Genomic DNA, 25,715 nt, shown 5'->3' with positions numbered 1-25,715 from the left:
CCAAATCCGCGAAGTGCGGAAGTTGCCACAACCAGCCATTAAACCTCTTCGATATCGTGGTTAATGGAACGAACAATATGATCTGCAACAACTTTTTTACGCCGCGACGCGGCCACCTGGCATGTCACGATACGAACGTCATACTGACGAGAGCCTGCCCGCGAACATTTGAACAAATATGTTTTTTTACACTCGCGCGGGCACTTGCCGGTCCGTTCCGTAAGATCTCCCCCGGCCCCTCCGACAAACGCGCACGCGCCTCCGTTGCGGCACAGAATCCTGCGAACGGACGGCGTTTTGCAACGCACAAATTCAATTCCGTGAATTCATGATTGCAGCCCTGGATAGACAAGGAAGCCTGTTGCGCGGCAGTTTCACGCTGAGTGGCGCGATCGAGGCATTCATCGATCCGCTCACCGTCGTCGCCGTCTTGTATGCCTGCGCCGCCTGGCATGGCGAACGCCTGATGAGCCCGCCGTACATGATCCTGGGCGCACTCTCCTTCGCGCTGACGTTTCCCGGAAATGTCGGCCTGCACGAATCGGCGCGGACCATGATGCGCAAGGTCGCCACCAACTGGCTGCTGTTCGTGGCGGCCACGGGCGCCTTCGGCTACGCGAGCGGCTACCTCCACTACTTCCCGCACACGATGCTGGTGACGTGGGTCGCCACCACCCCGCTCGCGCTGGTTGCGGTCCATGCCGTGGCCCGGCAGGCGCTGCCGACATGGCTGGCGATCGGCGACAACCAGCGCATCGCCGTCGTCGCCGGCGTGAACGACATCGGCCTGAAGCTCGCGCGCGAATTCCGCGACCACCCCTACCTCGGCACCCGCGTCGTGGGCTTCTTCGACGATCGCCCGCGCTCACGACTGCCCGAAAGCGGCGGCATACCGGCGCCGGTACTCGGCCCGCTCTCCGGCCTCGCCGAGTTCGTCAAGCGCCGCCGCGTCGAGGCCATCTACCTGGCGCTGCCGATGGCCCCGCAGCCACGCATCCTCGCCCTGCTCGACGACCTCAAGGACACCACCGCGTCGATCTACTTCGTCCCCGACATCTTCGTCACCGACCTCATCCAGGGGCGGGTCGACAACGTCGGCGGCATGGCCGTCGTGGCCGTGTGCGACACCCCCTTCACCGGCCTCAACAACGTCGTCAAGCGCAGCTCCGACTTCATTCTCGCGCTGCTCATCCTGCTGCTCCTCACCCCCGTGCTGATCGCCCTCGCCGTCGGCGTCAAGCTCTCCTCCCCCGGGCCGGTCGTCTTCAAGCAGCGGCGCTACGGCCTCGACGGCCGCGAGATCCTGGTCTACAAGTTCCGCTCGATGACGGTCTGCGACGATGGCGCTGCCGTGCGCCAGGCCACGCGCAACGACAGCCGCATCACCCCCTTCGGCGCCTTCATCCGCCGCACCTCGCTCGACGAGCTGCCGCAGTTCATCAACGTGCTGCAGGGGCGCATGAGCATCGTCGGCCCGCGGCCCCACGCGGTGGCGCACAACGAGGCCTACCGCAAGCTCATCAAGGGCTACATGATCCGCCACAAGGTCAAGCCGGGGATCACCGGCTGGGCGCAGGTCAATGGCTACCGCGGCGAAACCGAGACGGTTGACAAGATGGAGAAGCGCATCGAGTACGATCTCGACTACCTGCGCAACTGGTCGCTCGGCCTGGACCTGTGGATCATCGCCCGCACCGCCCTGATGGTCGTGCGCGACCCCAACGCCTACTGAGGCGCACGAGCGTGCACGCGGCGCCCAATCCCGGCCGTCGCACGCGCAGGAACCTCCCGCGCCGCCTGCCGTCAAACCGCCGTTTCGAGACGCCCGATCATGATCCGCAGCCGCTATCGCCCCCTCCTCCTCATCCTCGGCCTTGCCGCCACGGGCATCGCCTGCGCGGCCCAGCCGGCCGGCATCCGGCCCGGCCTGTGGGAATTCCGCTCGACCCGGCTCAACATCGGCGGCCTGCCCGACATGTCCTCGCAGATGGCGCAGGCCCAGCAGTACATCCGCAGCCTGCCGCCGGACATGCGCCGCATGGTCGAGCAACAGATGGCCGCGCGCGGCGTCAGCCTCGGCAACGACGGCAGCGCGCGCAGCTGCATCACGCCCGAACAGGCAAAGTCCGACACCGTCTATTCGGGCAAGACCGAAGGCAACTGCACCCTCGACAAGGTCGTGAAGGCCGACGCCACGGTGCGCGGCCACCTCAACTGCACCCGGCCGGACGCAAGCGGCGACTTCGAAGCCCGCATCCAGTCGCCGGAACACTTCACGACCCGCGTCAACATGACTTCCCGCAACGGCAACCTGCAGGTCGACACCGACGCGCGCTGGCTCGCCGCCGACTGCGGCGCACAAGGCCACGGCTGAGCGCGCGGCGCGTTTCCCCACAGAGTCGGCGAGCTCGGGCAGAATGCCTGCATTGCAGGCGCCGCGTCCTCGCGCGCCCCGCGCCAACACACCGTCATCCCCATGAAAATCGCCACCTGGAACGTCAACTCGCTCAAGGTCCGCCTGCCCCACGTGCTCGACTGGCTGGCCGCCAACCAGCCCGACGCCCTGTGCCTGCAGGAGCTCAAGATGGAGGACAAGGTCTTCCCCGCCGCCGAGCTCGAAGCGGCCGGCTACCGGGCGGTGTTCAACGGCCAGAAGACCTACAACGGCGTCGCTATCCTCAGCCCGCAGGCCCCGGATGCGACGATCCGCGACATCCCCGGCTTCGCCGACGAGCAGAAGCGCATCATCGCCGCGACCATCGGCGGCGTGCGCGTCGTCAGCGCCTACTTCCCCAACGGCCAGGCCGTCGGTTCCGACAAGTTCGAATACAAGCTGCGCTGGCTTGCCGCCCTCACCGACTGGCTGCGCGAGGAGCTGAAGAGCCATGAACGGCTCGTGCTCGCCGGCGACTTCAACATCGCCCCCGAGGACCGCGACGCCCACCCGGACTGGAAGGACGAGATCCACGTCTCGCAGCCCGAACGCGCCGCCTTCGCCGCGCTGATCGAACTGGGCTTCGCCGACGCATTCCGCCTCTTCGAACAGCCGGAGAAGAGCTTTTCGTGGTGGGACTACCGCATGGGGGCATTCCGCCGCAACTTCGGCCTGCGCATCGACCACATCCTGGTCTCGCAGGCGCTGCGCGCCAGCTGCCGCAGCTGCGTGATCGACAAGACGCCGCGCAAGCTCGAGCGCCCCTCCGACCACGCGCCGGTCGTCGTCGAGCTGGCCCTGTAGTGGCCCCCGAAGCGCCGTCCCCCATGAGCACGCCGACCCCGGATCCCGCCCTCGCGGCTGCACGCTACCCGATGATCGCAGCGCTGCCCGACGCCGCGCGCCTGCGCCTGCTCGCGGCGGGCCGCTGGGCGCGCGTGCCGGCCGGAACGCTGCTGTTCGACGACCGCCAGGCCTGCGAAGGCTTTCCCTTCGTCGTCGAAGGCTCGGTGCGCGTCGTCAAATGCGCACCGAACGGCCGCGAGCTGCCGCTCTACCGCGTCACGCCGGGCGAGACCTGCATCATCTCCTCGTCCTGCCTGCTCGGACACGAGGACTACAACGCCCGCGGCGTCGCCGAGACCGACACCGTGCTGCTGATGCTGCCCAAGTCCGACTTCGACGCGCTGCTCGGCGAACCGGCCTTCCGCAGCTTCGTGTTCCACCTCTTCGCCGAGCGCATCGCCGACCTGATGCAGCTCATCGAGGAAGTCGCCTTCCACCGCCTCGACCAGCGCCTTGCCGGCCTGCTGCTCGGCAAGGGCCGCCTCCTGCACACCACGCACCAGCATCTCGCCGACGAACTCGGCAGCGTGCGCGAGTTCGTCAGCCGCCTGCTGAAGGGCTTTGCCGCGCAAGGCCTGGTGAAGCTGTCGCGCGAACAGATCGAGATCCTCGACCCCGCGGGCCTGCGCCGCATCGCAAGCGACGGACGCCAGGGCTGAACCGCGGGCTCGGGGCTGTGTAACCAAGGTTACAGACCCACGGGGATGGGGGTGGTGAAATACGCTCACCAACCCGGACAACCCCCACGGAGAAAATCATGAATGCAAACGTCGGCGGCATCGACAAGATCCTTCGCATCGCCGCAGGCCTGGTCCTGATCGCTCTCGCGATCATGGGCGTCGGCACCCCCTGGACCTGGATCGGCGTCGTGCCCCTCGCCACCGGCCTGATGGGCTGGTGCCCGGCCTACTCGATCTTCGGCCTCAACACCTGCCCGATGAAAAAGGCCTGAGCGTCCTTCGCGACTTCGCAAAAAAGCCGGGGCGACCCGGCTTTTTCGTTTCTCCGGCACGGCAAAAGAGCCGCCGCCGCGAAACACCCGACGGGCAGACCGTGGAGCTCCGAACGTAGGGCGGGAGGAGCGCAGCGCATCCCGCCAGCGCGCCTCATGCTTGCGCGAGGCGCGCCTTCCTCGCGACGTGGTTCGCGATGGCGACGTAATCCGCGACGCCGAGGCGCTCGCCGCGCAAACCCGGATCGATACCGAGCGCCGCGAAATCCGCTTCATCCAGGAAATCGCGCAACGTGTTGCGCAGCGTCTTGCGCCGCTGGCCGAAGGCCGCCGCGACGATGCGGCCGAGAAGCTCCTCGTCCTGCGCGCCGAGCTGCTCGGGCGGCAGCGGCACCATGCGCACGATGCTCGATGTCACCTTCGGCGCCGGCCGGAACGCCCCCGGCGGCACATCGAAGAGCCGCGCCATGCGGAAGCGGTACTGCAGCATCACCGACAGCCGCCCGTAGTCCTCGGTGCCCGGCTCGGCCACCATGCGCATCACGACCTCCTTCTGCAGCATGAAAGTCATGTCCGAAACGCTGTCTGCGAAGGCGGCGAGGTGGAACAGCAGCGGCGTCGAGATGTTGTACGGCAGGTTGCCCACCACGCGCAGCGGCGCCCCCAGGCTGCCGAAATCGAACTTCAGCGCATCGCCCTCGTGGATGGTCAGGCGCTCGGGCGTGTAGCGCTCCTTCAGGCGCGCGATCAGGTCGCGGTCGATCTCGACCACGTGCATGTGCCCGAGGCGCTCGACCAGAGGATCGGTCATCGCCGCAAGGCCCGGACCGATCTCGACGATCGTGTCGCCCACGGCGGGGCGGATCGCATCGACGATCTTGCGGATGATATTGGGGTCGGACAGGAAGTTCTGCCCGAAACGCTTGCGCGCGTGGTGCTCGGTCATGTAAGGCTCTGAATTGAAATATGCGGCGCACGGCCGCTCTGCGCTCCGTGCAGGGGCGCGGCTTCAGCCGCGCGCACCGGCCATCGCGATCGCCAGTTCCACGGCGGCGAAGAGGCTGCCGGGGTCGGCACGCCCGGTTCCGGCCAGATCCAGCGCCGTGCCGTGATCCACCGACGTCCGGATGATCGGCAGACCGAGCGTCACGTTCACGCCGCCGCCGAAGCTCGCGTGCTTGAGCACCGGCAGGCCCTGGTCGTGGTACATCGCCAGCACCGCGTCGCCCTGTTCCAGCGTATGCGGCACGAACAGCGTATCGGCCGGCAAGGGGCCGGCGAGCCGCATGCCCTCGCCGCGCAGCTTCTCCAGCACCGGCGTGATCACCTCGATCTCCTCGCGCCCCATGTGGCCGCCCTCGCCGGCGTGCGGATTCAGGCCCGCGACGAGGATGCGCGGCGCCGTCAGGCCGAAATGCCGCATCAGGTCGGCGTGCAGGATGCGCAGCGTCGCCTCCAGCAACTCGCGCGTGATCGCCGCCGGCACCGCCGCCAGCGGCAGGTGCGTCGTCGCCAGCGCCACGCGCATGCCGCCGCCGACCAGCATCATCACGACCAGCGGCGTCGCGGTGTGCTCGGCGAGGTACTCGGTATGCCCGCTAAACGCGACGCCCGCATCGTTGATCACGCCCTTGTGCACCGGCGCCGTCACCATCCCGGCGAACTCGCCGCTGCGACAGCCCGCCAGCGCGCGGTCGAGCAGCGCGAGCACGTAGGAGGCATTCGCCACGTCGAGCACGCCGGCGCGTGCCGGCACGGCCAGCGGAACGTGCAGCACCTCGAGAGCACCGGCCGGCCCCGCGTCGCACGCGGCGTCGAAGGGCACGACTGCGGCACGGTCACCGGCACGTTCGCGGATCAGCCCGATGTCGCCGAGGACGACGGCACGCACCGGCCAGTCGCGTCCGGCCAGATGCGCACACAGCTCCGGTCCGACGCCGCCCGGCTCGCCGCTCGTGACGGCGAGAATTGGCAACCGCGCCGTCAGGCGCACAGGCGATGCCACGGACAGCCCCGGCACGCCGCCTTACTCCTTCTCCGTGCGGTACTCGACGTAGGTGCGGTCGCGCAGCTGCCGCAGCCATTCCTCGTAAGCCTCGTCGGCCTTGCGCTCGCGCAACGCATTGCGCGCGGCGGTGCGCTTGCGCTCGTCGGTGACGTCCTGCATACGGCGCTCCTCGACCATGATGAGGTGCCAGCCGAAGGGGGACTTGATCGGGGGGCTGACTTCACCCGGCTTCAGCGCGTCCATCGCACGCTCGAACTCCGGCACCGTGTCGCCCGGATTGACCCAACCGAGGTCGCCGCCCTTGGCGGCCGACAGGTCGGCCGAATTCACCTTCGCCAGTTCCGCAAAATTCCCGCCGTTGACGACGCGCTCGCGCAGGCCGTTCAGGCGGCTCTCCGCGTCCGCGTCGGTCACGATCTCCGAGGTGCGGATCAGGATGTGGCGCGCGCGCGTCTGCTGCATCTGCTGCAGCCCTGCCGCCGCTCCGCCGCGGCTCTCGATGAGCTTGACGATGTGGAAGCCCGCCGGGCTGCGCATGACCTTGGACACCTCGCCCGGCTTCATCTGGCGCACGGCATCCGCGAACAGCACGGGCATACGATCGCGCCCGCGCCAGCCCAGGTCGCCGCCGCTCAGGCCGTCCGGCGCGTCCGAAACCGAGGCCGCGAGGCGGCCGAAATCCTCACCCGCACGCAGACGCTCGACGGCACTCTCGGCGCGCGCCATGCGCTCCGACTGTTGCTGCATCGTCGCGTTTTCGGGCACACGCACGAGGATGTGGGCGACGTGGAACTCCTCGCCCGACAGTGCGTCGGCATTGTTCGCGAGGAAATTCTCGATCTCCGCGTCGGTCACGACGATGCGGCTGTCGACGTCGCGCTCGCGCAGGCGCGTGAGCAGGATTTCGGAACGGATCTGGTCGCGGAAGCGGTTCCAGGTGATGCCGTCCTTGTCCAGCGCGAGGCGCAGGTCGGTCATGCTCATGCGGTTGTTTTCGGCAATGCGGCCGATCGCGCGGTCCAGCGTCGCGTCGTCGACCTTGAGCGAGGTTTCCGCTGCGAGCTGCATCTGCGCACGCTCGAGCACGAGCCGCTCGAGCACCTGACGCTCGAACACGTCGGCCGGCGGCAGTGCCGTGCCCTGGCGCGCGAGCTGGCGCTGCGCCTGCTGGACGCGCTCGCGCAACTCCAGCGTGGTGATGACCTCGTTATTGACGACGGCGACGATGCGGTCGACCGCCACCGGGCGCGCGGACGCCGCATGCGCGGGAAACAGCGCCGGAGCGCCGGCGAGGCCGAGAATCAGGGCGATGCCCAGGCGCGAGGGGATTCGGATCATGTTTTGTCGTGTGTCGATGTTGAGGCGCTCACTCGGCGCCGAAAACGCGGTTGGAAACGGGATCGTTGATCTTCCCATAACCAGCGACGCTGCGTTTGAGCAAGGTGATCGGGCTGGTACCCAGACTGGTGAGGTCGTTGAGCTCGAGCTGCACGAACACGGCCTGGGTCACGTCGTCGGGATTGGTCGCGAAGCGGTGCACCGCGGTACGCACGACCCAGCAGCCGCCATCGTACTCGATGCCCGCGATCGCCTCGGTGACGCGGTCTTCCTTCAACGAGCGCGTCACGCGCCCGACGCCGTACCAGCCGCCGCCCAGCGGCCACTGGCCGGACAGGGAGAGATCCTTGATCCTGTCGCTCTCGTCGGCAAGCCGGCCGCGCGAATAGCGGTAGGAGAGGTTCAGCGCCTTCGCGAAGTCCGGCTGGTAGCGTACGCCCATGTTGAAGCGTTCGGTCCAGTTGTCGCGCGGGTTGTACTGCACGGTCGAGTCGAGCCAGGTCTTCTGCATCACGTAGCCGCTGAAGAGGCCCAGGACGTCGGCGCGGCGGCCGGTGCGCGGCTCCTCGCCGGGCAGCGTCACGCGCTGATCATCGAAGTAGAAGCGCTGGCCGACGGTCGCACGCAGTCGCTCGCCGCCCGATTCCGGATCGATCAGGCGCGAGGTCACGGCCGCGGTCACCTGGTTCGAATCGGCGATGCGGTCGCCGCCCGAATACTGGTTCTCGGAGAAGATCTGCGCGAGGCCGAAGTCGTAGCGCGACGAGTCGAACACCGGGATGTCGCTCTGGTCGCGGAACGGCGTCTTGACGTAGAACACACGCGGTTCCAGCGTCTGCACGAAGTCGCGGCCGGCCAGGTTGGCGTCGCGCTCGAAGAACAGGCCGCTGTCGACGGAGAAGATCGGCAGGGAACGCGTGATCGACCCTTTCGCGCCGGTGAGGTCGCGATCCAGGTCGTACTGCGTGTGATGCAGGCCGACCTTGGGCGTCACGTAATAGCCGGCACGCTCGAAGGGAAGCGACAGCTGGGGATACAGCGTGAAGCGGCTACCCTCGGGGCGGCTCGCATCCGGGTGGTCGAACTGGACCATCTCACCCTTGAACGCGAACGTCGTCCCCCCCGGCAGTTCGCTGCGGTTCGCGTTCAGCTGCAGCTGCGGCATGAGGCGATAGGGCTCGCCGCCCGACAGCGTCTGGTAGCTCTGGACCGTCGCCGAAGCATTCCACCAATCGCTGCCGGCGTAGGTCAGCACGCCCTTGCGCACCAGGTTCGCGCGCGACGCGACGGAAACACGCGAACTGAGGTCCTCGAAATACTCCTTGTCGCTGACGCCGTTCCAGTCGACCAACGCGAACAGGCTCGGCGTGATGACCTGCGAATGCTGGAACGAGCCGAGCGCGCGCTCCTCGCCGGTGACGTTGTCGCGCGGCAGCCACTCGACGCGGCTCTCGCCGTGCTGCGTCGGCGTCAGGTAGCGGAATTCGGTTGCCAGCTGCACCCCACGCCGGCCCATGAAGCGGGGCGCAATGGTCGCGTCGTAGTTCGGTGCGATGTTCCAGTAGTACGGCGCGGAGATATCGAGACCGACCTTGTTCGACATGCCGAAGGTCGGTGCCAGGAAGCCCGACTGGCGCTGGCCGGCGAGCGGGAATTCCGCCCACGGCCACCACAGCATCGGCACGTCCTGGAACATGATGGTTGCACCGTTCGCGGTGCCGAGGTCACGGTCGTAATCAAGATGCAGGTCGTTGGCCTTCAGGTACCAGTCGGGATCGCTCGCTTCGCAGGTCGTCCAGGTCGCGTTCTTCAGCCGGTATTGGTTCTCGCCCTCGAAGTACATCACGTCCGCACTGCCGCCGCCAGCGACCTCGCGCGGCGCCTCGCCCGGCTGCACGGGCTGGGTCGACTGGCGCTTGATGCGATAAACGGGCGATTCGAACGAACCCAGGTGCTCCTCCAGCTTGAGCCGCGCCTCCGGCCCGCTCATGCTGTCCTGCCCGCTCGCCAGGCGCACGTTGCCTTCCGCATGCGCCTCGTCGTCAAGCTCGCGGTAGGTGATCTTGTCGGCAGACAGCAGCATGTCGTCGCGCTGCAGCTGGGCGTCGCCTTCGGCGAGCAGCTCCACGGAACGCGTGCCCCGGATGCGTTGTGCGCGCACTTCGGTCGCGCCCTGCGGCAACGCGGCACCCGCCTGCGCGGGCGGCTGCTTTGCCGGCGTCTGCGTGGCAGCAGCGGGCGCAGAAGCGGGCATCTTCGCCGCTGGGCGAGCGCCGGCCGCAGGCTGCCCGGACTCGGCCGGCGTGGCGGCGGGTGCGGGCTTCGTCGGCGCACGGGGGCTGCTGCCACCGAGCAGATCCGGCGACACGACCAGCGGCGGCAGTCCGGCCGCCAGGGCCGAGCCCGAGAAACAGCACAGCAGCAGCGGGATCGCCCGCAGCTGCGTTCTCAATCGCATATCGCGCAAAGCGCTTTCCCCAATCCTGGTTTCATCGCCATCAACCCGTGCCCGGCACGGTCCCGGCCTTTTGATAAACTCGCGGATTTTACACGAAGCGTTGCGGAGAACCCGGTGCACAGACTTGCCCAACTGAACGACTGGCTGGCCACCCGAATGTCCGGAAAGGCTTTCGAGCTCACGCCCGCATCGGCCGATGCCAGCTTCCGCCGCTACTTCCGCGTGAACTTCGCCGATGGCAGCCCCAGCCTGGTCGTCATGGACGCGCCGCCCGAGCGCGAGGACTGCCGCCCCTGGCTGAACGTCGAGGAGCTGTTCCGCGCCGCCGGCGCCCACGTCCCGGAAGTGCTCGCACAGGATCTCGACCAGGGCTTCCTGCTGCTCTCCGACCTCGGCAGCACGACCTACCTCGCTGCGCTGAACAAGGACAACGCCGCCCACCTCTACGCCGACGCGCTCGGCTCGCTGATCGCGATCCAGCACGCGAGCCGCCCCGACGTGCTGCCCGAATACTCGCGCGAACTGCTGCTGCGCGAACTGATGCTCTTCCCCGAGTGGTACATCGAGCGCCACAAGGGCGTCACGCTCGACGACCGTCAGCGCGTCACGCTGATGGACACCTTCGACCGCATCCTCGCCGTGAACCTCGCCGAACCGCAGGTCTTCGTGCATCGCGACTACCATTCGCGCAACCTGATGTACCTCCCGGAGCAGGCCAACCCAGGCATCATCGACTTCCAGGACGCGGTGTACGGCCCGCTCACCTACGACCTCGCATCGCTGTTCAAGGATGCCTACATCCACTGGGAAGAGGACTTCGCGCTCGACATGCTCGCGCGCTACTGGGAAGCGGCGCGCAAGCTGGGCCTGCCGGTGCGCGAGGACTTCTCCGAGTTCCACCGCGACTACGAATGGATGGGCGTGCAGCGCCACATCAAGGTGCTGGGCATCTTCGCCCGCCTCTATCACCGCGACGGCAAGGACGGCTACCTGCGCGACATGCCGCTGGTGATGGACTACCTGCGGCGCGCGTGCAAGCGCTACCGCGACCTCGGGCCGCTGCTGAAGCTGCTGGACCACCTCGACCCCGAGCCGGTCGAAGTCGGCTACACCTTCTGATGCGCGCGATGGTCCTCGCCGCCGGGCGCGGCGAACGCATGCGCCCGCTGACGGACGCCTGCCCCAAGCCCCTGCTGCAGGCGGGCGGCAAGCCGCTGATCGTGTGGCACATAGAGCGCCTGCGCGACGCCGGCTTCACCGACATCGCGATCAACCACGCCCACCTCGGCGCGATGATCGAGGCCGCCCTCGGCGACGGCAGCGCCTTCGGCGTGCGCCTCCGCTACTCGCCCGAGGCCGAGGCGCTCGAGACTGCCGGCGGCATCCGCCAGGCCCTGCCGCTGCTGGGCGACGCACCCTTCCTCGTCGTGAACGGCGACGTTTTCTGCGACGCCGACATCTCCGCCCTGCGTGCGGCGGGCGAAGGGCTGGCCGCCGACGGCGATCTCGCCCACCTGCTGATGGTACCGAACCCGTCCCACCACCCGGACGGCGACTTCCGCCTCGCCGACGCGCGCCTGCACCGCGACGGAGCACCCCGCCTGACCTTCTCCGGCCTGGGCGTGTATCACCCCGACCTCTTTGCCTCCCTCCCCGCCGGCACCCGCGCCCCGCTGGGCCCGCTGCTGCGCGACGCGATGGACGCCGGACGCGTGCGCGGCGCGCTGCACGCCGGCTACTGGCTCGACGTCGGCACCCCGGCGCGGCTCGCCGAGCTCGACGCCCGTCTGCGCGGAATCCGCACCTGAACGCGCTCCGGCAGGTCCGGTCGAATCCGACACCAGCCCACATGCCATAATCTGCCGATGAATACGCCCCTCGACCGCCCCACGTTCGACACCGCCCCCTTCCGCGCCCGCCGCGAGCGTCTGCTCGCCCGCATGAACGCACTCGGCGGCGGCATCGCCGTCGTGCCGACCGCCCGGGAATACGCGCGCAACCGCGACACGCAGTACCCGTTCCGCTACGACAGCTATTTCCACTACCTCACCGGCTTCGGCGAACCCGAGGCGGTGCTCGTACTGATCGGCGGCGATTCGCCCCGATCGATCCTGTTCTGCCGTGAGAAGAACGAGGAGCGCGAGATCTGGGACGGCTACCGCTACGGCCCTGACGCGGCATGCGAGCGCTTCGGCTTCGACGAGGCCCGCACCATCGGCGACCTCGACCAGCGCCTGCCCGACCTGATGTCCGGACAGCCTGCACTGTGGTGCAGCCTCGGCCACGACAACGACTGGGACACCCGCGTGCTGCGCGCCCTCAACACCGTGCGCGCCAATGCCCGCGCCGGCGCGATCCCGCCGCATGCGATCCGCGACGTGCGCGCCGAGCTCGACGAGATGCGCATCCTCAAGGACGCATCGGAAATCGCGATCATGCGCCGCGCAGGCGATATCTCCGGCGAGGCCCACCGCCGCGCGATGGCCGCGACCCGCCCCGGCCGCTTCGAGTACGAGATCGAGGCCGAGCTGATCCACGCCTTCCGCCGCGCCGGCAGCCAGGCCCCCGCCTACCCGTCCATCGTCGCCAGCGGCGCCAACGCCTGCGTGCTGCACTACATCGAAAACGACCGCTGCATGGAAGACGGCGAGCTGCTGCTGATCGACGCCGGCTGCGAGCTCGACGGCTACGCCTCCGACATCACCCGCAGCTTCCCCGTGAACGGGCGCTTCAGCGGCCCGCAGCGCGACATCTACGAACTCGTGCTCGCCGCCCAGGACGCCGCGAAGGCCGCGATCCGGCCCGGCGCGCACTGGAACATGCCGCACGACGCCGCTGTCGAGGTGCTCGCGCAGGGCATGCTCGACCTCAAGCTCCTGTCCGGCAGCCTCGCCGAAGTCCTCGAACAGGGCCACTACCGCCGCTTCTACATGCACCGCACCGGCCACTGGCTCGGGCGCGACGTACACGACGCCGGCGAATACAAGCTCGACGGCGACTGGCGGCCGCTGGCACCGGGCATGGTGCTGACCGTCGAACCCGGCTGCTACATCCGCCCCGCCGAAGGCGTGCCCGAAGCGTTCTGGAACATCGGCGTGCGCATCGAGGACGACGCCCTGGTCACCGAGGACGGCTGCGAATACATCACCGAAGCCGCGCCGCGCACGGTCGCCGATATTGAGGACGTGATGCGCGAGGCCGCCGATGGCGCGGCATGACCTGCTGATCGTGGGCGCCGGCCCGGTCGGCCTGTCGCTCGCCCTCGCACTCAAGGACAGCGGCCTCGCGATCGCGCTGGCCGACACGCGCGCGCGCGATGCCGTCGTCGCCGACCCGCGCGCGCTCGCGCTGGCCCACGGCTCGCGCCTCACGCTCGAACGCCTGGGCGTGTGGCACGATCTGCCGGCGACACCCATCCGCCACATCCACGTGTCGCAGCAAGGCGGTTTCGGCCGCACCCGGCTCGAGGCGGACGACTACGGCCTGCCTGCACTCGGCTACGTCGTCCAGGCCGGCGCGCTGGCCGGCGCCCTGCGCGACGCCGTCGATCGCGCCGGCATCACGGTCATGGACCAGACCGAAGTGGCCGGCCTGGCTGCGGGCCCCGACTCGGTGACGGCAAGCCTCGCCGGCACCGGTGCGGCCATCCACGGCACCACCGCCGGCGCACGCCTCGTCGCCTGCGCCGAAGGCGGCCTGCAGGCCGGCGCGCCGGACATCGTCGAGCGCGATTACGGCCAGCACGCGCTCATCGCCCACGTGGGCATCACCGGCAGCCACGGCGACACCGCCTTCGAACGCTTCACCAGCGAGGGACCGATCGCCTTGCTGCCCCATGGCGACGAGTACGCCCTGGTGCATGTCGCCTCGCCCCGGCGCGCCACCGAACTCCTGGCCCTGCCCGACGCAGCCTACCTCGAACACCTCCAGCACCGCTTCGGCAGCCGCGTGCACCTCGCGCGCGTCACCGGCCGGCTGCGCTACCCCCTGGTGCTGCGCTACCGCAGCGATCCCGTCGGCCAGCGCACCGTGTGGCTCGGCAATGCCGCACAGACCCTGCACCCGGTCGCCGGCCAGGGCTTCAACCTCGCGCTGCGCGACGTGTGGGCGCTCGCTCGCACCCTCCTCGATCACGGCGGCGACCCCGGCCTCGCCGGCACGCTCGCCGCCTGGCGCGACGCCCGCCGGGTCGACCGCTTCGGCGCGATCAACTTCACCGACAGCCTCGTGCGCATCTTCAGCAACGACTCCGCGCCCCTGCACCACGCGCGCGGTGCCGCCCTGTTCGCGCTCGACATGCTGCCGCCGCTGCGCCACTTCATCGCCCGCCGCATGATGTTCGGCGCCCGCGCCTGGCCTTGACGCGCGCGGCACCGGCCCCGCCGCCAACCCACCGCCAACCCACCGCTAACCCACCGTTATATGATTGCGTCCGAACAATCGCGGTGCTGACGTTCCATCACATGAACAAAAACATGCGGATTCGCTACAAGATCACCCTCGCGGTCGGCATTGCGGTCACGGTCGTGCTCGTGGCGATGGCGTTCTTCTACACGCACTTCCAGGAACAGTCAGTCCTGAGCCAGAACGAGCGCACGATGGAAAAGCTCACCGAAAGCGTGGCTCAGGGCCTGCAGGCGGTGATGCTGGCGGGTTCCGCGGACATCGCCGAGTCCTATGCGGACCGCCTGAAGAAGGTGACCGACATCATCGACTTCCGCATCCTGCGGACCAACGGCGACGAAGCCTTTCGCGACAACAAGACCATCCACGACGTGAATCGCCGCCGCGGCGAGGAAACCTTCACACCGCGCGACCACGAACAGCAGATCCCCGTGCTGTCGGCCGACGACCCCAACCTGCTCGCAACCGTCAGCGACGGCCGCACGCTCGCCGTGTACGAACCCGGGCCGGACGGCCACCGCAACCTGACCTTCCTCGCACCGATCAAGTACATCGAGCCCTGCAGCAAGTGCCACGGCACCGCGAACAAGGTGCGCGGCGTGATCAAGCTGACGACCTCGCTCGCCGCCGTCGAACGCGACATCTACGAGGTGCGCCAGTACGCAATCGGCGGGCTTGCGCTGGCACTGATGGCGACCATGCTGCTCACCGGCTACATGCTCGGCCGCACCATCGTCGAGCCGCTCGAGAAGGTCACCCACGCGATGACCCGCGTGTCGGACGGCGACCTCGACCATCAGGTGCCGATCCACAGCCGCGACGAAATCGGCACCATGGCCAACAGCTTCAACCGCATGACTTCGGAGCTGAGGACCACCTACGACGGACTGCGCCGCGAGCAGGACAAGCTCACGACCATCATCCACGGCGCAGGCGAAGGCATCGTCGTCACCGACAGCGCCGGCGAGATCGTGCTGGTCAACCCCGCGGCCGAACGCCTGCTCGAAAAGCCCGCGGGCCAGATCGCCAGGGAAGGGTTCTACTCGCTGCTCGACGACGAAGAGCAGATGCGCCTGTGGCTGTCCGATCCCGAGCAGGGCGGCGCGATCACGACCACCTACAAGGAGCGCGTCCTGCAGGTCTTCGCCTCCACGATCTTCGGCAACGACCACAACGTCGTCGGATCGGCCGCGCTGCTGCGCGACATCACCGAAGAGAAACGCCTCGAGGAGGAATTGCGCCGGCTCTCGACCACCGACGGCCTCACCGGCCTCTTCAACCGCCGCCACCTCGACGCCACGCTGGACACCGAATACAGCCGCGCACAGCGCACCGGCAACCCGCTCGCGGTGCTGATGTTCGATATCGACCACTTCAAGAAATTCAACGACACCCACGGTCACGACCAGGGCGACCGGGTGCTGCAGGCGGTCGCGAAGAATTTCCACGACGCGCTGCGCAAGTACGACCTCGCGTGCCGCTACGGCGGTGAGGAATTCGTCGGCATCCTGCCCAACACGACACTCGAGGGTGCGTTCTGCGTCGCCGAGCGCTTGCGTGCCGAAATCGAAGCCACCGAAGTCGACGGCCTCAAGGTCACCATCAGCGTCGGCGTCGCGGCTTCCCCCGAGATTCCCGTCTCGAGCCCGGAGGGCCTGATCGAGGCCGCCGATGCGGCGCTCTATCGTTCGAAGGAAGGCGGACGCAACCGCAGCACGCGCGCGCTTCCTCCCGAGCCGACGACACCACCGACGACGGGCGCGGATACCACACCGGTGTGACGCAGTCGCTGTCCGGGGCGAGCATTCCCCTGCTCGCCCGGCGCGGCATGGGGTAAAATCCCGAACTTTCCCCCGCAACACGCCCCGCCCATGCAGTACGCCGGTTTCACCCTGCGCAACAACCTTTTCGTCGCCCCCATGGCCGGCGTCACCGACCGCCCCTTCCGCCAGCTGTGCAAGAAGCTCGGCGCGGGCGTCGCCGTGAGCGAGATGGTCACGTCCAACTCGCTGCTCTACGGCAGCGCGAAGACGCTTCGGCGCGCCAATCACGAGGGCGAGGTCGATCCGATCTCGGTGCAGATCGCCGGCGCCGACCCTCGGATGATGGCCGAGGCCGCCCGCCACAACGCGGACAGCGGCGCGCAGATCATCGACATCAACATGGGCTGCCCGGCCAAGAAGGTGTGCAACGTGATGGCGGGCTCCGCGCTGATGCAGGACGAGCCCCTCGTCGCCCGCATCCTCGAAGCCGTCGTCGCCGCGGTACCCGATACCCCGGTCACGCTCAAGTTCCGCACCGGCTGGAGCCGCCAGCACCGCAACGCGCCGATGATCGCCCGCATCGCCGAGGAATCCGGCATCCGCGCGATCGCGATCCACGGCCGCACGCGCGCCGACCAGTACATGGGCGAGGCGGAGTACGACACCATCGCGCACGTGAAGACCCTGGTGAAGATCCCGGTCATCGCCAACGGTGACATCACCTCGCCCGAGAAGGCGAAGTACGTGCTCGACTACACCGGCGCCGACGGCGTCATGATCGGCCGCGCCGCCCAGGGCCGGCCGTGGATCTTCCGCGAGACCGAACACTACCTCGCGACCGGCGAGCTGATGCCGCCGCCGCTCGTCAGCGAGATCCTCCACGTGTGCCGCGAGCACCTGGCCGACCTGTACGCCTTCTACGGCGAAGACACCGGCGTCAAGGTCGCCCGCAAGCACATCTCGTGGTACACGAAAGGCCTGGTCGGCTCGGCCGCCTTCCGCCGTGCGATGAACCAGCTCCCCGACGTCCGTTCCCAGACGGCTGCCGTCGAAGACTTTTTCGGCCAGCTGGCCCAGCAGGACGCCCGCCTGCGCTACGAAGAAGACCTCCCGCAGGAACTTGCCGCATGAGCCGCCCCAACGAAATTGCCGATTCGGTGCACCGCACCCTCGACCAGTATTTCCGTGACCTCGACGGCGAGAAACCGGCTGCGATCTACGAGATGGTGATCCGCAACGTCGAACGCCCGATGCTCGAATTCGTCCTGCGCCAGGCCAACGGCAACCAGACCGTCGCCGCGGAGATGCTCGGCATCAACCGCAACACGCTGCGGCGCAAGCTCACCGAATACGAACTGCTGTAACCCGACTCCCCGCGGCGCCGCGCATTGCGGCGGCGCGCCAGGCCTTTCCGACTCCTTCCTGCGACCCGAACGATGAAAGTCTCCCAAGCCCTGATCAGCGTCTCCGACAAGCACGGCGTCCTCGCATTCGCCCAGGCCCTGCACGGCCTCGGCGTGAAGATCCTGTCGACCGGCGGCACCGCCTCAATGCTGCGCGATGCAGGCCTGCCGGTCACCGACGTGTCCGAGCACACCGGCTTCCCCGAAATGCTCGACGGCCGCGTCAAGACGCTGCACCCGACGGTCCACGGCGGCATCCTTGCGCGCCGCGACCTGCCCGAGCACATGGAGACCATCGCCGCGCACGGCATCTCGCGCATCGACCTCGTCGTCGTGAACCTCTACCCCTTCGCGCAGACCATCGCCAAGCCCGACTGCACGCTGGAAGACGCCATCGAGAACATCGACATCGGCGGCCCGACCATGGTGCGCGCCGCGGCGAAGAACCACGGCGACGAGCAGGGCGGCGTCGGCATCGTGACCGACCCCGAAGACTACGCGGCCATCGTCGACGAACTGAAAGCGAACGGCGGCGAACTGAGCTACAAGACGCGCTTCGCCCTCGCGGTGAAGGCCTTCACGCACACCGCACGCTACGACAGCGCGATCTCCAACCACCTCACGTCGCTGACCTTCGGCGACAAGGGCGAAGTCGCGAAGCAGGCCTACCCGGAGCGCTTCCAGATCGCCTTCGACAAGGTGCAGGACCTGCGCTACGGCGAGAACCCGCACCAGTCCGCGGCCTTCTACCGCGAACCGAAGGCGCCCGAAGGCGCCATCGCGTCGTACAAGCAGCTGCAGGGCAAGGAACTCTCGTACAACAACATCGCCGACGCCGACGCGGCCTGGGAATGCGTGAAGGCCTTCGAGGCCGCCACCCCCGCCTGCGTCATCGTCAAGCACGCCAACCCCTGCGGCGTCGCGGTCGCCGAGTCGCCCCTCGCCGCCTACCGCAAGGCCTTCTCGACCGATCCGACCTCGGCCTTCGGCGGCATCATCGCCTTCAACTGCGAAGTGGACCGCGCCGCGGCCGAAGCCGTCTCGGCGCAGTTCCTCGAACTGCTGATCGCCCCGTCCTACACGGCCGATGCGCTCGCGCTGCTGACCGCGAAGCAGAACGTGCGTGTGCTCACTTGCCCGCTCGGCAAGCCCGCGGGCGCGCTGGACTACAAGCGCGTCGGCGGTGGCCTGCTGGTGCAGAGCGCCGACGAGGCCCGCATCGCCGTGGCCGACCTCAAGGTCGTCACCAAGCGTGCCCCGACCGAACAGGAACTGGGCGACCTCCTCTTCGCCTGGCGCGTCGCCAAGTACGTCAAGTCGAACGCCATCGTCTACTGCCGCGACGGCATGACCATCGGCGTCGGCGCCGGCCAGATGAGCCGTGTCGACTCCGCGCGCATCGCCGCGATCAAGGCCGAAAACGCCGGGCTCACGGTCAAGGGCACGGTCGTCGCGTCCGACGCCTTCTTCCCGTTCCGCGACGGCCTCGACGTGCTCGCACAGGCCGGCGCGACCGCCGTCATCCAGCCGGGCGGCTCGATGCGCGATGCCGAAGTCGTCGCCGCGGCCGACGAACAGGGCATAGCGATGGTGTTCACCGGCTTCCGCCACTTCCGCCACTGATCGGAGCGCAGGAAACAGCATGAAAGTCCTCGTCATCGGCTCCGGCGGCCGCGAACACGCGCTGGCCTGGAAGCTCGCGCAATCGCCCAAGGTCACGCGCGTGCTGGTCGCGCCGGGCAACCCTGGCACCGCACGCGAGCCGCTGCTCGAGAACGTCGCCATCACGGCGATCCCCGAGCTCGTCGAACTGGCGAAGCGCGAACAGGTGCAGTTCACCGTCGTCGGCCCCGAGGCGCCGCTGGCCGCAGGCGTCGTCGACGCCTTCCGCGCCGCCGGCCTGCCGATCTTCGGACCGACCAGGGCCGCCGCGCAGCTCGAGAGCTCCAAGGACTTCGCCAAGCGCTTCCTGATCCGTCACAACATCCCGACCGCGAAGTACCAGACCTTCTCGGATGCGGCGGCTGCGCACGACTACGTGAACACGGAGGGCGCCCCGATCGTCATCAAGGCCGACGGCCTCGCCGCGGGCAAGGGCGTCGTCGTCGCGATGACGCTCGACGAAGCCCACGCCGCGATCGACATGATGCTCACCGACAACCGCATGGGCGTCAGCTACGGCGAGGCGGGCGCGCGCGTCGTGATCGAGGAGTTCATGACCGGCGAGGAAGCGAGCTTCATCGTGCTCGCCGACGGCCGGCATGCGCTGGCACTCGCGACCAGCCAGGACCACAAGCGCCTCAAGGACAACGACGAAGGCCCCAACACCGGCGGCATGGGCGCCTACTCGCCCGCCCCGGTGGTCACGCCGGAAGTGCACGCGCGCGTGATGCGCGAGATCATCGGCCCGACGCTCGCCGGCATGGCGGCCGACGGCCTGCCCTACACCGGCTTCCTGTACGCCGGCCTAATGATCGACGACGCCGGCCAGCCGCGCGTGGTCGAGTTCAACTGCCGCATGGGCGACCCCGAGACGCAGCCGATCATGCTGCGGCTCAAGACCGACCTCTCCGACCTGATCGAAGCCGCGATCGGCGGCAAGCTCGACACGGTCGAGGCCGAATGGGACCGCCGCGTCGCGCTCGGTGTCGTGCTCGCGGCCGAAGGCTATCCCGAATCGCCGCGCAAGGGCGACGCCATCACCGGCCTGCCGACGACGGAAGACGAGGACGTGCACGTGTTCCACGCCGGCACCGGCGAGCGCGACGGCCAGATCCTCACCACCGGCGGCCGCGTGCTGTGCGTCACCGCGCTGGGCGACAACGTGCGCAGCGCGCAGAAGCGCGCCTACGATGTCGCCGACGCGATCGTCTTCGACGGCCGCCAGTTCCGCCGCGACATCGGCCACCGCGCCGTCGCCCGCAAGGGCTGAGGGTCCGGCCACAATGAGCGCGCCTGACCGTTCCCTCGTCAAGGATTACCTCCTCGGCCTGCAGCAAGGCATCGTCGCTACGCTGGAAGCGTTCGACGGCGAAGCCTTCCGCACCGACGCCTGGGACCGCCCGGGCGGAGGCGGCGGCATCACCCGCGTCATCGAGGAAGGCCGCTTCTTCGAGCGTGGCGGGGTGAACTTCTCGCACGTGATGGGCGCCGGCATGCCGGCCTCCGCGACGGCGCACCGCCCCGAGCTCGCCGGCCGCTCCTTCGAGGCGATGGGTGTGTCGCTGGTGCTGCACCCGCGCAACCCCTACTGCCCCACCGCGCACATGAACGTGCGCTTCTTCATCGCGCTGCCGCCGGCGAACGAGCCCGATGCAACGCCGATCTGGTGGTTCGGCGGCGGGATGGACCTCACGCCCTACTATCCGTTCGAAGAGGATGTGCGCCACTTCCACCGCAGCTGCAAGGCCGCGGTGCTGCCTTTTGGCGGCGAGACGGAATACCGTCGCCTCAAGGAATGGTGCGACCGCTACTTCTTCCTGAAGCACCGCAACGAGCCACGCGGCGTCGGCGGCCTGTTCTTCGACGACCTGGGCGCTGACGGCAAGATCGACTTCGAGGCCGGCTTCGGGCTCATGAAGAGCGTCGGCGACGCTTTCGTGCCGGCCTACCTGCCGATCCTCGAACGCAGGAAGGATGTCACCTACGGCGAGCGCGAGCGCGACTTCCAGGCCTACCGTCGCGGCCGTTACGTCGAATTCAACCTCGTGTTCGACCGCGGCACGCTGTTCGGGCTGCAGTCGGGCGGACGCACGGAATCCATCCTGATGTCGTTGCCGCCCATCGTGAAATGGCGCTACGACTGGCAGCCGGAGGCAGGCAGCGCGGAGGCGAAGCTCTACGACGAGTACCTCAAGCCGCGCGACTGGTGCTGAGTTCCGGCGACTGCCGGCAGGGATGAACGACGGCCGCTCCGCCCGGGGCGGCCGTTTCGTTTTCAGGCGGCGGAACGCTCCGCCGCGGCGCGGTAGTGCGCCTGGGCCTCGTCGTTCCGCTCGAGCCGTTCCAGCAGCCCCGCCAGCGCGAGATGCGTCTCGACCGAGGGCGCGAGGTTGAGCGAGGCCTCGAGGTAGCTCTGAGCCTTGCCCCACAGCTGCGCATTCAGGCACAGGCGCCCCAGCGCGAACAGCAGGCCGGCGTCCTTCGGATGCATGCGCAGCCATTTCTCGCCGCGGGCGAGGCAATCGACGGCGTCACCCTCGCAGCAGTAGCCATACAGACGTGCGAGGCCGCCGTCCCATTCCGCATCGAGCAGGCGTTCGATCGTCCTGCGGGCGAGCGCCCCCTGCCCGGCGGCGGCGAGATAGGGCACCGCGCGCTCGACCATCCGCCGGTCCACGAGCTCGTCGGCGGGAATCCCCTTCCAGCAGGCCGCCAGCCCTTCGGCGTCGCCGTCGAGCTCGCGCATGCGCTCCAGATGAGCACGCCGCACCACCGAGCGCATCTGCTCCTCGGACATGGCATTGTGCTTGTGCAGCTGGCGCGCCGTGCGCAGCACCTCCTCCCAGCGTGCGAGCGCCGAAGCGACCCGCAACGAAAGGCGCAGCACGGCGATATGGCGGTGCCCTGCGAGGCGCAGGTTTTCCAGGCGCTCGGCAGCCTCCTCGAAACGACGCCCCTCGATCGCCAGCTCCGCCTCCGTCATCAGGCGTGCGACGCGCGACTCGTCTTCCTGCTCGGCGGCCTTGCCCAACCAGATGCGATAACGCGTGTCGTCTCGCATCGCGTGTGCCGACCGGGCGGCGACGAGTGCGGCCATCGAACGGTTGTCGCCGTCGGAAAACGCCGCGCCGGCGAACTTCACCGACTGCGCGAAACGCCCTTCGAACAGCGCCCGCAGCGCGTCGCGCAGCGCGCGGCCGGCCTTTTCCTTGCGACGTCGCTCGCGGTACTGGACGACACGGCCGGGCAGCGCCATTGTCCGGCGAACGATCCGCAACACCGCGTACGCACTGAAGAACGCGACGATCAGTCCGACGATCAGCAGGTTGAGCGAAAGCTGGACGCGCCACGGCGGAACGACGACCAGAACATAGCCTTCATTGATGCTCGCGAGCATCGCGACGCCGGCCGCGAGCGCGAAGATTCCGATGAGCCAGATCAGTGCACGCATGAACGGCTCCTCAGCGCGTGGCGCCGGCAGGCTGGCGGGCAGCATTCCCCTTCGCCGGCTCGTCGGCGGGCGGGACGGCGGCGGCCGGAGCTTTCCGGTTCGCCTCGCCGGCACGCGCCTGCAGCAGGCGCAGCGCGGCGATGCTCTCGGTCGGCGCAGGCTGCTCCACCTTGACCGGCATGGCCGCGAGGCTCGCCAGTTCGGACAGGGTCTCCTGCACCTTGCGGTCGCGCTTGTCGAAGAATCGACCGACCCAGTTCTGCGCCTGGGCGAGATCCGCCGAGAAGGTACGCCCGTCACGCGCCAGCAGCGCCAGGCGGGCGGTCAACAGCCGGATCTTGAGATTCTCGCGCAGATAGGTGCTCTGGGCCGGCGCGAGCAGGATCGGCTCGGGCTGGTCGAGACGCTCGATGCGCACCAGCGCGAGGATCTCGTGCCAAACCTCGTGTGCCACACCCTTGATGAAATCCATCGGCGACGGAGCGGCCGCAGCCGGTGCCGGTGCGACGGCATTGCCGCCATCGACGGCCGGCTGCGCAGAAAGCTCGCCGGCGAACGCCAGCGGCAGGCTGTCTACACGTTCGAGCAGTCCTTCGAGGCGCAGCGCGATGCCCGGGACATCCACCTGCGGCGCGGCTTTCAGCATTTCGATATCGCGGGCCAGCGCGCGCCGCAGCGGTAGCAGCTGGCCGGCATCCTGTGCGGCGATGCGCGCCTCGGCCCCTTGCAGGGCGATCAGCGCGGCTTCGGCATTACCGGCGAGCTGCAGCTGCTGTGTCGCCATCACGACGGCGTATTCCGCCTCGGCGATGACACGATCCTCGCGCGTGCGCGAGAACTGCTGGTATAGCGTTTCGAGCGCCGCGGCCTGGCCCTCGGTGGCTGCCACCTGGGCCTCGAGGGCGCCGAGCTTGCCCTGCAGCGCGGCGATCGTTTCCTGCTGCTGGCGACCGAGCGCGCGATACTCGGTCGCAGCCGACTCGCCCGCCGCGAGGCGCTGGGCGACTTCCTCACGCACGGTGGCAACGCTGCCGCGCATGTCATGGACGTACCAGCCGAGCACCCCGGTGGCAACGAGTGCCATCACGGAGATCGCAGCGGCAAGTCCGCCACTGGCGCTACGGCCGGAGGCGGACGACCTCCCGGCCGCTTCACGATTGGGCGCGGAAGCGGAAGCGGAAGCAGATTCGGACTGGCTGGTTTGGGTGAGCGCAGGTTGTTCTTGGGTCATGGCCTGAGTGTAACCGAGGGGAGCCGAAAATGAGACTCGAGGGCGCCAACCAGCCCCTCGTCGCCCGCCGGCGTTTCGAGGACGAGTTCGAAACCTGCCGTGCGTGCGTGCTCAACGATGCGCGGATGAGGCGCGAAAACGGCGACCGTGCGCAACACCGGCCAGCCGTCGTCACCAGCCATGATGCGCAGGTTGCCGACCCCTTCGCTGCTCGTGAGCGTGATCGCATCAAGGCGTCCGTCGGCAGCGAGACGCAGCAAGGGCGCCGGGTCGATGTCGGGGCAGTAGCGCCGATAACACGTGATGTACTCGACGGTCGCACCCCGTTCACGCAGGGTTTCGCCGAGGAGGTCGCGCCCGCCGTCTCCGCGGAAGATCACGACTCGCCTGCCGACGACCGCGTCCGCCCGGAATTCGGGCAGGGCCAGCACGGACTCGCTGTCAAAGCCGCTCTGCGGCGCAATGACGTCGCGGAAGCCGAATTCCGCCAGCGCCCGCTCGCTGCCCTTGCCGACGGTGGCGACGCGCAGGCCGACAGGCCATGCGCGGCGCGCGAGGATGGGCCCGAGGGCGTGACTCACGGCATTCGGACTGACGAAGAACGCGAGATCGAACCCGTCCAGCCGGGCGATGACCTCATCCAGGGCCCGGCCGTCCTCGGGTTCGCCGATCGCAAGCACCGGAAAGCGCAGCGCGATGCCGCCGCGGGCCTCGATCGCCGCGCACAGGCTGTCGGCCTGCCCGGACGGCCGGGTCACCACGATGTGGCGCCCGGACAGCGTTGCCGTACTCATCCCCTACACCGTCGCAGCCGGCCTCAGCCGATCTGGGCGAGGATTTCCTCGGCCCCCTGCCCGCGCAGGTCCGCCGCCAGCGCCAGACCCAGCGTCTCGCACTCCGCGGGATTGCCTTCCAGCTCGGCGCGCACGATGCGGCTGCCGTCGGGCAGCGCGACGAAGCCGCGCAGCCACAGCTTGCCGGCACGGATTTCAGCGTAGGCGCCCAGCGGCACCTCGCAGCTGCCGGCGAGCGCGCGCGACACGGCGCGCTCGGCGCGCACGCACGCGGAGGTGTCGGCGTCATTCAACGGCGCGAGCCAGGCGGCGACGTCCTTGCGGCTGGCGAGGCATTCGATGCCCAGAGCGCCCTGCCCGGCGGCCGGCAGCGACACCGCAGACGGCAGTTCGCAGCGGATACGGTCGCCGAGGCCGAGGCGCTTCAGGCCGGCCGCCGCGAGGATGATCGCGTCGTACTGGCCCTCGTCGAGCTTGCGCAGACGCGTGTCGAGGTTGCCGCGCAGGCTGGTCACGGCCAGCATCGGGTACATCGCATGCAGCTGCGACTCGCGGCGCAGCGAGGAGGTGCCGACGACCGCGCCCGGGGGCAAGTCGTCGAGACTTGCGTACTTGGGCGACACGAAGGCGTCGAGCGGGACCTCGCGCTCGGAGATGCAGGGCAGCGCGAAGGGCTCGGCGAGCTGCATCGGCACGTCCTTCATCGAATGCACCGCGATGTCGGCACGCCCTTCGAGCAGCGCAGCTTCCAGTTCCTTGACGAACAGGCCCTTGCCGCCGACCTTGGCCAACGGGCGGTCGAGGATCTGGTCGCCGCGGGTCGTCATGCCCAGCAGCTCGACGCGGCAGCCGGGGTACAGCGCCTCGAGGCGGGCCTTGACGTGCTCGGCCTGCCACAGCGCGAGACGGCTTTCGCGGGTGGCGATTACGATGCGTTCGGGCGGGTTGAATTCGGCGGAAGTTGCGCTCAC

At 68.7% G+C, this 25,715-nt stretch carries 23 protein-coding genes; 15 read left to right on the top strand and 8 right to left on the bottom strand.

All coding sequences use genetic code 11. The features are described from left to right. Positions 1 to 328 precede the first annotated feature (328 nt). The 5 genes from F464_RS0102450 (at position 329) to F464_RS0102430 (ending at position 4,232) form a co-directional block, all read left to right on the top strand. Positions 329 to 1,732 carry an undecaprenyl-phosphate glucose phosphotransferase gene (locus F464_RS0102450; protein ID WP_084600404.1) on the top strand — a complete coding sequence of 468 codons (1,404 nt, stop codon included), beginning with the start codon at positions 329 to 331 and terminating at the stop codon, positions 1,730 to 1,732. Positions 1,733 to 1,831: 99 nt separating this feature from the next. Next, positions 1,832 to 2,374: a DUF3617 domain-containing protein gene (locus F464_RS0102445; RefSeq protein WP_018988186.1), complete on the top strand. Its 543-nt coding sequence runs from the start codon at positions 1,832 to 1,834 to the stop codon at positions 2,372 to 2,374. A 102-nt stretch (positions 2,375 to 2,476) separates the two neighbouring features. After that, complete coding sequence (xth, locus tag F464_RS0102440; RefSeq protein WP_018988185.1) at positions 2,477 to 3,238, top strand: exodeoxyribonuclease III; 762 nt, start codon at positions 2,477 to 2,479, stop codon at positions 3,236 to 3,238. Positions 3,239 to 3,261: 23 nt separating this feature from the next. Then, entirely contained in the window at positions 3,262 to 3,939 is a 678-nt protein-coding gene (locus F464_RS0102435; RefSeq protein WP_018988184.1) for a Crp/Fnr family transcriptional regulator, read from the top strand. Between the two features lie 98 nt (positions 3,940 to 4,037). Beyond that, a complete protein-coding gene (locus tag F464_RS0102430; RefSeq protein WP_018988183.1) occupies positions 4,038 to 4,232 on the top strand; it encodes a YgaP family membrane protein in 195 nt (64 codons plus the stop codon). A gap of 154 nt (positions 4,233 to 4,386) precedes the next feature. Here F464_RS0102430 and rsmA read toward each other — a convergent pair whose 3' ends face one another. The 4 genes from rsmA to lptD all read right to left on the bottom strand — a co-directional run bounded on the left by rsmA (position 4,387) and on the right by lptD (position 10,036). Beyond that, on the bottom strand, positions 4,387 to 5,178 hold the full coding sequence (rsmA, locus tag F464_RS0102425) for a 16S rRNA (adenine(1518)-N(6)/adenine(1519)-N(6))-dimethyltransferase RsmA (protein WP_018988182.1): 792 nt from the start codon (positions 5,176 to 5,178) through the stop codon (positions 4,387 to 4,389). A 63-nt stretch (positions 5,179 to 5,241) separates the two neighbouring features. Then, positions 5,242 to 6,252, bottom strand: coding sequence for a 4-hydroxythreonine-4-phosphate dehydrogenase PdxA (gene pdxA, locus F464_RS0102420; RefSeq protein ID WP_018988181.1), 1,011 nt, complete (start codon positions 6,250 to 6,252; stop codon positions 5,242 to 5,244). Positions 6,253 to 6,258: 6 nt separating this feature from the next. Beyond that, complete coding sequence (locus tag F464_RS0102415; RefSeq protein ID WP_018988180.1) at positions 6,259 to 7,578, bottom strand: peptidylprolyl isomerase; 1,320 nt, start codon at positions 7,576 to 7,578, stop codon at positions 6,259 to 6,261. Positions 7,579 to 7,606: 28 nt separating this feature from the next. Then, positions 7,607 to 10,036: an LPS-assembly protein LptD gene (gene lptD, locus F464_RS0102410; protein WP_018988179.1), complete on the bottom strand. Its 2,430-nt coding sequence runs from the start codon at positions 10,034 to 10,036 to the stop codon at positions 7,607 to 7,609. 114 nt (positions 10,037 to 10,150) lie between these two features. Here lptD and F464_RS0102405 point away from each other — a divergent pair, with 114 nt between their 5' ends. The 10 genes from F464_RS0102405 (at position 10,151) to hemF (ending at position 21,481) form a co-directional block, all read left to right on the top strand. Beyond that, positions 10,151 to 11,155: an aminoglycoside phosphotransferase family protein gene (locus F464_RS0102405; protein ID WP_018988178.1), complete on the top strand. Its 1,005-nt coding sequence runs from the start codon at positions 10,151 to 10,153 to the stop codon at positions 11,153 to 11,155. Positions 11,156 to 11,163: 8 nt separating this feature from the next. Next, positions 11,164 to 11,844, top strand: coding sequence for an N-acetylmuramate alpha-1-phosphate uridylyltransferase MurU (gene murU / locus F464_RS0102400; protein ID WP_026295676.1), 681 nt, complete (start codon positions 11,164 to 11,166; stop codon positions 11,842 to 11,844). A gap of 57 nt (positions 11,845 to 11,901) precedes the next feature. Then, a complete protein-coding gene (locus F464_RS0102395) occupies positions 11,902 to 13,254 on the top strand; it encodes an aminopeptidase P N-terminal domain-containing protein (RefSeq protein WP_018988176.1) in 1,353 nt (450 codons plus the stop codon). Continuing rightward, positions 13,241 to 14,398 carry an FAD-dependent monooxygenase gene (locus F464_RS0102390; RefSeq protein ID WP_018988175.1) on the top strand — a complete coding sequence of 386 codons (1,158 nt, stop codon included), beginning with the start codon at positions 13,241 to 13,243 and terminating at the stop codon, positions 14,396 to 14,398. The genes F464_RS0102395 and F464_RS0102390 overlap by 14 nt, the downstream gene beginning before the upstream one ends. Positions 14,399 to 14,511: 113 nt before the next feature. After that, complete coding sequence (locus tag F464_RS0102385) at positions 14,512 to 16,221, top strand: sensor domain-containing diguanylate cyclase (RefSeq protein WP_232428812.1); 1,710 nt, start codon at positions 14,512 to 14,514, stop codon at positions 16,219 to 16,221. Between the two features lie 90 nt (positions 16,222 to 16,311). Next, positions 16,312 to 17,334, top strand: a complete 1,023-nt coding sequence (gene dusB, locus F464_RS0102380) for a tRNA dihydrouridine synthase DusB (protein ID WP_018988173.1) — start codon at positions 16,312 to 16,314, stop codon at positions 17,332 to 17,334. Next, the gene (locus F464_RS0102375) at positions 17,331 to 17,567 is read left to right on the top strand and encodes a helix-turn-helix domain-containing protein (RefSeq protein WP_018988172.1); all 237 of its coding nucleotides are present in this window, start codon (positions 17,331 to 17,333) and stop codon (positions 17,565 to 17,567) included. Before dusB ends, F464_RS0102375 begins: the two co-directional genes overlap by 4 nt. A gap of 72 nt (positions 17,568 to 17,639) precedes the next feature. Further along, positions 17,640 to 19,229, top strand: coding sequence for a bifunctional phosphoribosylaminoimidazolecarboxamide formyltransferase/IMP cyclohydrolase (gene purH / locus F464_RS0102370; protein WP_018988171.1), 1,590 nt, complete (start codon positions 17,640 to 17,642; stop codon positions 19,227 to 19,229). 19 nt (positions 19,230 to 19,248) lie between these two features. Then, entirely contained in the window at positions 19,249 to 20,538 is a 1,290-nt protein-coding gene (gene purD, locus F464_RS0102365; protein ID WP_018988170.1) for a phosphoribosylamine--glycine ligase, read from the top strand. 13 nt (positions 20,539 to 20,551) lie between these two features. Beyond that, on the top strand, positions 20,552 to 21,481 hold the full coding sequence (gene hemF, locus F464_RS0102360; protein ID WP_018988169.1) for an oxygen-dependent coproporphyrinogen oxidase: 930 nt from the start codon (positions 20,552 to 20,554) through the stop codon (positions 21,479 to 21,481). Positions 21,482 to 21,543: 62 nt separating this feature from the next. On the opposite strand, the gene F464_RS0102355 is transcribed toward hemF, so the two are convergent. The 4 genes from F464_RS0102355 to hemC all read right to left on the bottom strand — a co-directional run bounded on the left by F464_RS0102355 (position 21,544) and on the right by hemC (position 25,715). Further along, complete coding sequence (locus F464_RS0102355; RefSeq protein ID WP_026295675.1) at positions 21,544 to 22,719, bottom strand: heme biosynthesis HemY N-terminal domain-containing protein; 1,176 nt, start codon at positions 22,717 to 22,719, stop codon at positions 21,544 to 21,546. Positions 22,720 to 22,729: 10 nt separating this feature from the next. Further along, positions 22,730 to 23,803: a uroporphyrinogen-III C-methyltransferase gene (locus tag F464_RS0102350; protein WP_018988167.1), complete on the bottom strand. Its 1,074-nt coding sequence runs from the start codon at positions 23,801 to 23,803 to the stop codon at positions 22,730 to 22,732. 143 nt (positions 23,804 to 23,946) lie between these two features. After that, positions 23,947 to 24,744 carry a uroporphyrinogen-III synthase gene (locus tag F464_RS0102345; protein ID WP_018988166.1) on the bottom strand — a complete coding sequence of 266 codons (798 nt, stop codon included), beginning with the start codon at positions 24,742 to 24,744 and terminating at the stop codon, positions 23,947 to 23,949. 23 nt (positions 24,745 to 24,767) lie between these two features. Beyond that, positions 24,768 to 25,715, bottom strand: coding sequence for a hydroxymethylbilane synthase (gene hemC, locus F464_RS0102340; protein WP_018988165.1), 948 nt, complete (start codon positions 25,713 to 25,715; stop codon positions 24,768 to 24,770).

The sequence above is a fragment of the Aromatoleum toluclasticum ATCC 700605 genome (assembly GCF_000378245.1).
In the GTDB taxonomy this organism is placed as follows: Bacteria; Pseudomonadota; Gammaproteobacteria; order Burkholderiales; family Rhodocyclaceae; genus Aromatoleum; species Aromatoleum toluclasticum.
The sequence above is the reverse complement of the archived record's forward strand: the minus strand, read 5'-3'. Positions and strand labels throughout refer to the sequence as shown.

What these genes read in the sequence shown, in the direction of transcription:
- F464_RS0102450 (WP_084600404.1), top strand. Translation starts at nt 329, where the DNA reads ATGATTGCAGCCCTGGATAGACAAGGAAGCCTGTTGCGCGGCAGTTTC.
- F464_RS0102445 (WP_018988186.1), top strand. Translation starts at nt 1,832, where the DNA reads ATGATCCGCAGCCGCTATCGCCCCCTCCTCCTCATCCTCGGCCTTGCC.
- xth (WP_018988185.1), top strand. Translation starts at nt 2,477, where the DNA reads ATGAAAATCGCCACCTGGAACGTCAACTCGCTCAAGGTCCGCCTGCCC.
- F464_RS0102435 (WP_018988184.1), top strand. Translation starts at nt 3,262, where the DNA reads ATGAGCACGCCGACCCCGGATCCCGCCCTCGCGGCTGCACGCTACCCG.
- F464_RS0102430 (WP_018988183.1), top strand. Translation starts at nt 4,038, where the DNA reads ATGAATGCAAACGTCGGCGGCATCGACAAGATCCTTCGCATCGCCGCA.
- rsmA (WP_018988182.1), bottom strand. Translation starts at nt 5,178, where the DNA reads ATGACCGAGCACCACGCGCGCAAGCGTTTCGGGCAGAACTTCCTGTCC.
- F464_RS0102415 (WP_018988180.1), bottom strand. Translation starts at nt 7,578, where the DNA reads ATGATCCGAATCCCCTCGCGCCTGGGCATCGCCCTGATTCTCGGCCTC.
- lptD (WP_018988179.1), bottom strand. Translation starts at nt 10,036, where the DNA reads ATGCGATTGAGAACGCAGCTGCGGGCGATCCCGCTGCTGCTGTGCTGT.
- murU (WP_026295676.1), top strand. Translation starts at nt 11,164, where the DNA reads ATGGTCCTCGCCGCCGGGCGCGGCGAACGCATGCGCCCGCTGACGGAC.
- F464_RS0102395 (WP_018988176.1), top strand. Translation starts at nt 11,902, where the DNA reads ATGAATACGCCCCTCGACCGCCCCACGTTCGACACCGCCCCCTTCCGC.
- F464_RS0102390 (WP_018988175.1), top strand. Translation starts at nt 13,241, where the DNA reads ATGGCGCGGCATGACCTGCTGATCGTGGGCGCCGGCCCGGTCGGCCTG.
- F464_RS0102385 (WP_232428812.1), top strand. Translation starts at nt 14,512, where the DNA reads ATGCGGATTCGCTACAAGATCACCCTCGCGGTCGGCATTGCGGTCACG.
- dusB (WP_018988173.1), top strand. Translation starts at nt 16,312, where the DNA reads ATGCAGTACGCCGGTTTCACCCTGCGCAACAACCTTTTCGTCGCCCCC.
- F464_RS0102375 (WP_018988172.1), top strand. Translation starts at nt 17,331, where the DNA reads ATGAGCCGCCCCAACGAAATTGCCGATTCGGTGCACCGCACCCTCGAC.
- purH (WP_018988171.1), top strand. Translation starts at nt 17,640, where the DNA reads ATGAAAGTCTCCCAAGCCCTGATCAGCGTCTCCGACAAGCACGGCGTC.
- purD (WP_018988170.1), top strand. Translation starts at nt 19,249, where the DNA reads ATGAAAGTCCTCGTCATCGGCTCCGGCGGCCGCGAACACGCGCTGGCC.
- hemF (WP_018988169.1), top strand. Translation starts at nt 20,552, where the DNA reads ATGAGCGCGCCTGACCGTTCCCTCGTCAAGGATTACCTCCTCGGCCTG.
- F464_RS0102355 (WP_026295675.1), bottom strand. Translation starts at nt 22,719, where the DNA reads ATGCGTGCACTGATCTGGCTCATCGGAATCTTCGCGCTCGCGGCCGGC.
- F464_RS0102350 (WP_018988167.1), bottom strand. Translation starts at nt 23,803, where the DNA reads ATGGCACTCGTTGCCACCGGGGTGCTCGGCTGGTACGTCCATGACATG.
- F464_RS0102345 (WP_018988166.1), bottom strand. Translation starts at nt 24,744, where the DNA reads ATGAGTACGGCAACGCTGTCCGGGCGCCACATCGTGGTGACCCGGCCG.